Raw genomic sequence first — 5,999 nt, forward strand, 5'->3', positions numbered from 1 at the left:
ACTACACCATCTGGAAATGGTCATACAGTTTTAAGTGGACATAGAGATACTGTTTTTACCGAGCTTGGTCAATTAAAGGAAAATGACCAACTTATCGTGGAATATGAAAATAAAACATATACATATGAAATTAACAAGCATTGGATAACAGATTCAGAAGATCGAACAGTTATTGTAGAAAAAAGTGAGCCAACATTAACATTAACAACTTGTTATCCTTTTGACTATATAGGAGACGCTCCAGATCGGTATATAATTGAAGCATCTCTACTTTCCATTCATTGAGGATGGAAAGTCCAATACACATTAATTTTAATAATATGTATTGGACTCCCATTCAAGTAACATTTTTCTCAATGATTATTTGGTATATTTTAGGGTGTTTTTTACTATTTTTATGTTAAGATATTTTGGTTGATATTCATCTTATTTTAGGAGGTTGGAAAATCTGTTACATGCTTTTCATATGGATTTTAGTTTCTATACCGAAAGTATAAAAGTTTTAGGGTTATTAGGGAATTCTACTCGCTTATCAATTGTTTGTAAATTGATTACATATGGATCGTTGTCAGTTTCTGATTTAAGTAAGCAAACAAGAATTACAGAGGATTTGATTGTACAACATTTGCGTAAATTAGCCTTTGGAAATATTGTAATTAGTGAACGTATAGGGAAAAGGCTTTATTTTAAAATAAAAGATAATAAAACAATTGAGATTATTAAGGTATTAGGATTACTAAGTTAATTTTCATTACTTTCAATATAAATGATTTTGCTATAACTCAATTGTGCAAAATCACATTTAGCCTGCCTACGGAAATAGGGAGGTTTTTAATATACAAAAAGGCGCCCATATAAGGGTGCCTTTTCCAATAGTTTTTTAGCAGAAGCAACTGCATCCGATAATGATTAATAAAATAAACAATACAACTAATAAAGCGAATCCTCCAGCGAAACCGCAGCCTTCGCCACAACTACCACTATATCCCATAACAATAGTGCCTCCTTTAGATTAGAGGGTAAAACTAGGGTTCATTCCATGGATTTTAATGGGTTCACTTTACCTTATGTTTTTAAGAATTAATTGAGCAGGTCCTTTTGAAAATAGAAAAAAGACGCCATAAGGCGCCTTCCTCCGACTTGAACTACCATGTATTAATATGGTAACGATTAATACATTTAAATATAAAAATAATTTGTTATACTTCCATGTACTCTAGCCGATATAATGTCTAAGGAAATTATTGGTTAATTAATAGCGAACATATATTAGGGAGGTACACAAGTCATGGAGCTAATAATTTCTTCATTTGTATTAGTGGTAATATTCTTTATTCTTTCGATATCTTTAAGTGGTAAAGGTCAGCGAATAGCAAAAGAAGTTTTAAAAGAGCTTATTAATGGTCCTGAGGGGAAAATGTTGGTAGGTTTTTTGGGATCTGCAGCAGTTACAGGAGTAATTTTTGTCATTTGGCTTTTATTGAACTAAGCATTTCAGTTACTCAGGCTGATACAAAGTGCAAGAAAATTACTGGATAATTAAAGGTACATATATATTAGGAGGTACATAAGTCATGATAGATATAATCACGTCATTCTTTTTACTAGTTATATATTCTATTCGATATCTATTTTCAACAGGCGAAAATAGGAAAAAGGCAAAAGCAGATTTAAAAGAATTTTGGACTGATACTGATGGGCAAATATTATTAGGTGCTGCTATGGGACTTGTAATTTCTGTGATAATTTTTGGTTATTTTTTTATGAATCTATAGATGTTCAATCAAGAAGAAAAGTATTAAAGAAAACAAGATATTAAATAATATATAAGGATCTCGCCATTTCTGTAGGATGGTGAGTTTTTTAATGTACAAAAGAAAATACACCCAAATAAGAGTGTCTTTTCCCATAGTTTTTAGCAGAAGCAAGAAGCTCCAACAATAATCAATAAAATAAACAATACAACTAATAAAGCAAATCCTCCTGCAAAGCCACAACCGCCACCGCAGCTACCACCAAAGCCCATAATAATTCCTCCTTTAAAGAGTAGGAGAAAAATAAGGAGTCACTCATGTATTTTAATGGATTCAAATTACTTTATGTTTTTAAGGATTAAATGAGCAGGTCCTTTTGAAAATAAGGGAAAGATGATTTAAGGCGCTTCACCTGAAGAGGGGTACGGCCAGCATTTTTGAAAAGAACACGCTAAGAGTATACAAAGTTTTATGCAAAAAATAGGGGGACACCGGGAACCATAGGGATGTATAAAAAGATGCATAGAGTCATAGAAAAAGAAAAAGGCGAATCCCTTCTGAGATTAAGGGGGCACTTTTTTCTTCGCTACCGATAATGAGAAGTTATGTTAACTTTCTATAAATATCATATTCAACCAAAATTACCCTTATTGATGGTACAATTAAAGCCTTGGAGGGATATTATGGGGATTATTTTATATTTTGCATTTTATTTTGGAGTACTGTTTCTTATAATTGGTACTGCATTAGTTTTATTTATTATGGCTGCATTACCAAAAATCTGGAGTAAAAATCTATCATTCGTAATGATCGGTTTAGGGATAAATATACTTACCATTCCGTTATCTTATTTTATAGGTGGGATGGCAACAGATTCTCCTGATAGTACTAGGTTAGATTTTTGGAAAGGATTTTTCTTTATTCAAAAAATACCGCTCTTTTTACTGATTTTTTTATTATTTTTAACTGTGGTGTTGTGGTTTATTCGTAAGAACAAGAAAAAAGTAAACATGTAGAATTTTAAAACGACTTCCAATAACGATAATTATGTAAATATGAAACCCCTTCAGCAAGTAAACTGAAGGGGTTTTTTCTAGATACATTGAATCCCGATAAGTGATGTTATGGTAACTAAGTCTTTGTAAGTATTATCACTATGGTATAATATGGTTAATTATGTTTGTAAAAAGGAGAAATGTTTAATGGGAGTTTTTACAGCATTGTTAGCAACTAGCTCAATTTTATTAGTAGCTTGGGTTGTAGGTGAAAGAGAAAAACAAAATCAATAATAATATTTTATATTTATGGATGAATTAATTATAAAATTAAGAGGGGTTTGGGTATGGGAGACGTATATGAGGGACTAAAATATTTTGGTTTTTTACTTGTATTAGTATTTAGTGTGGGATTTATTATACGTTGGATTTTTCGTGATGTAATTTCGTTAGATCAATTACTTGGTTTAGGTATAGGAATTATTACGTTAATAATGGCGTTTTTTATAAAGAAATACAGTAAAGAGCTAAATACTAATAGTTAATTTATGTTTTCTTTGGATGAGTATCTCGATAGTGAGGAGATACTCATCTTTTCTTATGAGGGATTCAACTTCTTTGTTTATAATACTTCGAATGTATACTTTTATTTTATATTTTGAGAGTATCAGAAGATTTGGTGTGAACTCAATGTTTAAGATAATTTGAAAGTAAACTAATATTTAAAAGTTTACTTTCAGGAATAACAAAAAAAGAGTCCTATATTAAGAGGACTTTTTTTCTATTTCCCTTATTTTTTTCCGCAACTGTTTGCTAAGTGAACATGCTCATTAAAAATTTTGTTATTAATTTGTTTTTCATATTTTTTTAATGTTTCATTTATTTTACTACCAGTTTTACTTTCGAAACTTTTCTCTAGTTCTGATGCTATATCTCTTGTATTTGTTTGTAAATCATGAAATATCCCTATGTTTTTTTGAAGAGCATATGTATCTTCTTTTATAATATCTATTGATTTAAACTCTACCTCTGTTTTTAACATCATACGCTGCATTTCTTTTTCAATTTGTTTTTTAGCAGCTTGTAATTCATCAACAACCTGATTCGCTAAATCTCCTGTAACACTTTCGATTTGCTTTTCTATCTTTTTAATTTCCCCCATAAAATCCATCATATAATTATCTCCTTATCTAAACTGAAAATTCCCCGCTAATTGATTATCTTTATCCCTAAGTGAATTTGCTGCATCACTAATTTCATCCCCAAATCTACTTAAACTTTTTTGTTCTTTTCTTAAAAGATGAATTAATTCTTCTGCTATGTGTACATCGTGAAAATAGTCATTTCCACCTTCTTTCGTTTTGGCAATTCGTGAGATGGCTTCATCTATTTCGTATGCTTCTAATAGATGATATTTCCCACCTGGTCCTGTTTCATATTTTAATTGACTTTTCAACTTTTGAACCGCTTCAGCTTCTCTTCTTTGAAACTCTTCTATATTTTTTGCGATATCTGATAATCGATTACTGAGCAATTGAATTTTTTGTGCTTGTCTTATAATATCTTCAGGCTCTAATTTTAATAGGGGACTTCCATTTGAATGAAATGTTCCTCTAAATGTATCTCTGCCGTGTCCTTCCATAGTTAAACGTGTAAAAAAATCTTCTTTTGTATCGTTCTGTCTCACTGTAAATTGCTTACCAATTAGAGGCGCACCGAATTGAGTATGGTTACCAATTGGATCATTCTCATGTGTATAATCCGTAGCTTTGTTTTCCATTTCCCCTCTATCTACTCGTTTTTTTGCTTCAGGACTTAGCAAACGATAAGGATTTGGTGCAGCCCATGTAGTTGCATAACAATCTAATTCTGCAGCGATAAGGTCCGCTTCTGCACCACCTTTGCTATGTCCAGTAGTATGAAGAGAATAAGGGGTATATTTTGCTACGATGTCATTTTTTGCCCATTTTAATCCAGTATCAAATGATGTTTCAGAATCAGGTTTTATAGTTTGACTGTTACTTGGAGTAATTACTTTAGAATGTGTTTTAATTCCAAACGTAATCTGATCGATATCTGTTTCGAAATCTGCTAATTGGTTAGGCTCTGTCCCACGAAATGCTAGGATTATCTCATCATAATGTGTTGCATTTTCATCATATTTGTCTGCTGGTACTACTGCGATAGCTTCTAATCCATTTTTTACTTTTTGATAATCTGCATCTATTGATTCTATAACTATCCAAGTTTTTCCATCAACACCTTCTATTTCTGTACCTTTTTTTAAAACTTCGTCATCATAAACATGATCTGCTAATTTGAAATAATCTTCATCTGTCGCAATTGTGTTCTTTTTAAACTCACTCATATGTTCCAACTCATTTCATGGTATATTTTAACTATATTCAAATACAAGGGGATTTTAAATGAAAAAGAAATTGGTAATTATTTTATCCATTATTTGTATTATAGCAGGAGGATATTTTACTATGGAATACTTAAAACAAAAAGAAAAAGAAGAAAAGTTTTGGAAGGCACAAGAGGCACGAGTAGAAAAGTATATTCATTACAATATTCAAGATGTAAAATCGATTACATTTAAAGAACACAGTGTAAGTCCAATGGGTGTTCCCAGATTAAAAGGTTATATAAACAATAATGAAGAATTGTATTTTATAGCTTATATTAGTACTACAGAAAATTTCGAAGATGATTTCACACGTTCTGGAGAACTTGGAAAACTAATAAAAAACCCTAAAAAATCAGTATCTGAAATTGAAAAGGAGGAGAAAGAAAAACAACAAGAGTAGTCTTTGTGGTCATCTCCCTGTCAAGTAGACAGTAATAAAAAGAGTATTATGCCACGGCCTTTTCCCGATATTCTATCGGGGAAAGGCCGTGAAGTTTTTCTTGGAATCTTTCTGTATTATAAAATTGAATATATTCTTGAATTGCTCGGTAGGCCATTTCATATGTTTTTGGGCACACTAAATACAACTTCTCTGTTTTTAAATGTGAGAAGAATGATTCGATACACGCATTATCAAAACAGTTTCCACGTCTAGAATGACTACCGACAAATCCTAATTTCTCTAACTGTTTTGCGTAGGATTTAGATGTATATTGAAACCCTTGATCTGAATGGAAAAGGGGCTTAGTAGTTAATGACTTCCCTTCTAATTGACGTAATGTAGTTAAAACCAAATCTAAATCATTTCTTGAAGATAGCTTCCAGGCAACAATTTCATTG

At 31.3% G+C, this 5,999-nt stretch carries 12 protein-coding genes; 7 read left to right on the forward strand and 5 right to left on the reverse strand.

What is annotated here, in order from left to right; genetic code table 11:
- Both BAQ53_RS26560 and BAQ53_RS04455 read left to right on the forward strand, forming a co-directional pair.
- Positions 1-285, forward strand: a 285-nt coding sequence (locus tag BAQ53_RS26560) for a sortase (RefSeq protein ID WP_426865361.1), incomplete at its 5' end; no start/stop codon positions are given.
- A gap of 181 nt (positions 286-466) precedes the next feature.
- The gene (locus BAQ53_RS04455) at positions 467-745 is read left to right on the forward strand and encodes an ArsR/SmtB family transcription factor (protein ID WP_000347623.1); all 279 of its coding nucleotides are present in this window, start codon (positions 467-469) and stop codon (positions 743-745) included.
- Positions 746-880: 135 nt separating this feature from the next.
- Here the strand turns inward: BAQ53_RS04455 and BAQ53_RS04460 are convergent, their stop codons facing one another.
- Positions 881-991, reverse strand: coding sequence for a YjcZ family sporulation protein (locus BAQ53_RS04460; protein WP_000542355.1), 111 nt, complete (start codon positions 989-991; stop codon positions 881-883).
- 297 nt (positions 992-1,288) lie between these two features.
- Here BAQ53_RS04460 and BAQ53_RS04465 point away from each other — a divergent pair, with 297 nt between their 5' ends.
- Together BAQ53_RS04465 and BAQ53_RS04470 are read left to right on the forward strand one after the other, a co-directional pair.
- Positions 1,289-1,489 carry a hypothetical protein gene (locus BAQ53_RS04465; protein WP_208906521.1) on the forward strand — a complete coding sequence of 67 codons (201 nt, stop codon included), beginning with the start codon at positions 1,289-1,291 and terminating at the stop codon, positions 1,487-1,489.
- Between the two features lie 85 nt (positions 1,490-1,574).
- On the forward strand, positions 1,575-1,775 hold the full coding sequence (locus tag BAQ53_RS04470) for a hypothetical protein (protein ID WP_000565427.1): 201 nt from the start codon (positions 1,575-1,577) through the stop codon (positions 1,773-1,775).
- A 140-nt stretch (positions 1,776-1,915) separates the two neighbouring features.
- Here the strand turns inward: BAQ53_RS04470 and BAQ53_RS04475 are convergent, their stop codons facing one another.
- Positions 1,916-2,026 carry a YjcZ family sporulation protein gene (locus tag BAQ53_RS04475; protein ID WP_000505681.1) on the reverse strand — a complete coding sequence of 37 codons (111 nt, stop codon included), beginning with the start codon at positions 2,024-2,026 and terminating at the stop codon, positions 1,916-1,918.
- A gap of 411 nt (positions 2,027-2,437) precedes the next feature.
- On the opposite strand from BAQ53_RS04475, the gene BAQ53_RS04480 reads away from it, so the two are divergent.
- Positions 2,438-2,770 carry a hypothetical protein gene (locus tag BAQ53_RS04480; RefSeq protein WP_000511403.1) on the forward strand — a complete coding sequence of 111 codons (333 nt, stop codon included), beginning with the start codon at positions 2,438-2,440 and terminating at the stop codon, positions 2,768-2,770.
- A 326-nt stretch (positions 2,771-3,096) separates the two neighbouring features.
- Positions 3,097-3,294, forward strand: a complete 198-nt coding sequence (locus BAQ53_RS04485) for a hypothetical protein (protein WP_208906522.1) — start codon at positions 3,097-3,099, stop codon at positions 3,292-3,294.
- A gap of 245 nt (positions 3,295-3,539) precedes the next feature.
- Here the strand turns inward: BAQ53_RS04485 and BAQ53_RS04490 are convergent, their stop codons facing one another.
- Together BAQ53_RS04490 and BAQ53_RS04495 are read right to left on the reverse strand one after the other, a co-directional pair.
- On the reverse strand, positions 3,540-3,923 hold the full coding sequence (locus BAQ53_RS04490; RefSeq protein WP_208906523.1) for a hypothetical protein: 384 nt from the start codon (positions 3,921-3,923) through the stop codon (positions 3,540-3,542).
- Positions 3,924-3,935: 12 nt separating this feature from the next.
- Complete coding sequence (locus BAQ53_RS04495) at positions 3,936-5,117, reverse strand: alpha/beta hydrolase family protein (RefSeq protein ID WP_001288657.1); 1,182 nt, start codon at positions 5,115-5,117, stop codon at positions 3,936-3,938.
- Positions 5,118-5,175: 58 nt separating this feature from the next.
- Here BAQ53_RS04495 and BAQ53_RS04500 point away from each other — a divergent pair, with 58 nt between their 5' ends.
- A complete protein-coding gene (locus BAQ53_RS04500; protein WP_000728336.1) occupies positions 5,176-5,559 on the forward strand; it encodes a DUF1433 domain-containing protein in 384 nt (127 codons plus the stop codon).
- Between the two features lie 46 nt (positions 5,560-5,605).
- Here BAQ53_RS04500 and BAQ53_RS04505 read toward each other — a convergent pair.
- Positions 5,606-5,999, reverse strand: a 394-nt coding sequence (locus BAQ53_RS04505) for an IS3 family transposase (RefSeq protein WP_208906524.1), incomplete at its 5' end; no start/stop codon positions are given.

Source organism: Bacillus sp. B25(2016b) (genome assembly GCF_001679765.1).
Classification (GTDB): domain Bacteria; phylum Bacillota; class Bacilli; order Bacillales; family Bacillaceae_G; genus Bacillus_A; species Bacillus_A thuringiensis_K.

Coding starts and splice junctions, on each gene's coding strand:
- BAQ53_RS04455 (WP_000347623.1), top strand. CDS start 467: ATGGATTTTAGTTTCTATACCGAAAGTATAAAAGTTTTAGGGTTATTA.
- BAQ53_RS04460 (WP_000542355.1), bottom strand. CDS start 991: ATGGGATATAGTGGTAGTTGTGGCGAAGGCTGCGGTTTCGCTGGAGGA.
- BAQ53_RS04485 (WP_208906522.1), top strand. CDS start 3,097: ATGGGAGACGTATATGAGGGACTAAAATATTTTGGTTTTTTACTTGTA.
- BAQ53_RS04495 (WP_001288657.1), bottom strand. CDS start 5,117: ATGAGTGAGTTTAAAAAGAACACAATTGCGACAGATGAAGATTATTTC.
- BAQ53_RS04465 (WP_208906521.1), top strand. CDS start 1,289: ATGGAGCTAATAATTTCTTCATTTGTATTAGTGGTAATATTCTTTATT.
- BAQ53_RS04490 (WP_208906523.1), bottom strand. CDS start 3,923: ATGATGGATTTTATGGGGGAAATTAAAAAGATAGAAAAGCAAATCGAA.
- BAQ53_RS04475 (WP_000505681.1), bottom strand. CDS start 2,026: ATGGGCTTTGGTGGTAGCTGCGGTGGCGGTTGTGGCTTTGCAGGAGGA.
- BAQ53_RS04470 (WP_000565427.1), top strand. CDS start 1,575: ATGATAGATATAATCACGTCATTCTTTTTACTAGTTATATATTCTATT.
- BAQ53_RS04500 (WP_000728336.1), top strand. CDS start 5,176: ATGAAAAAGAAATTGGTAATTATTTTATCCATTATTTGTATTATAGCA.
- BAQ53_RS04480 (WP_000511403.1), top strand. CDS start 2,438: ATGGGGATTATTTTATATTTTGCATTTTATTTTGGAGTACTGTTTCTT.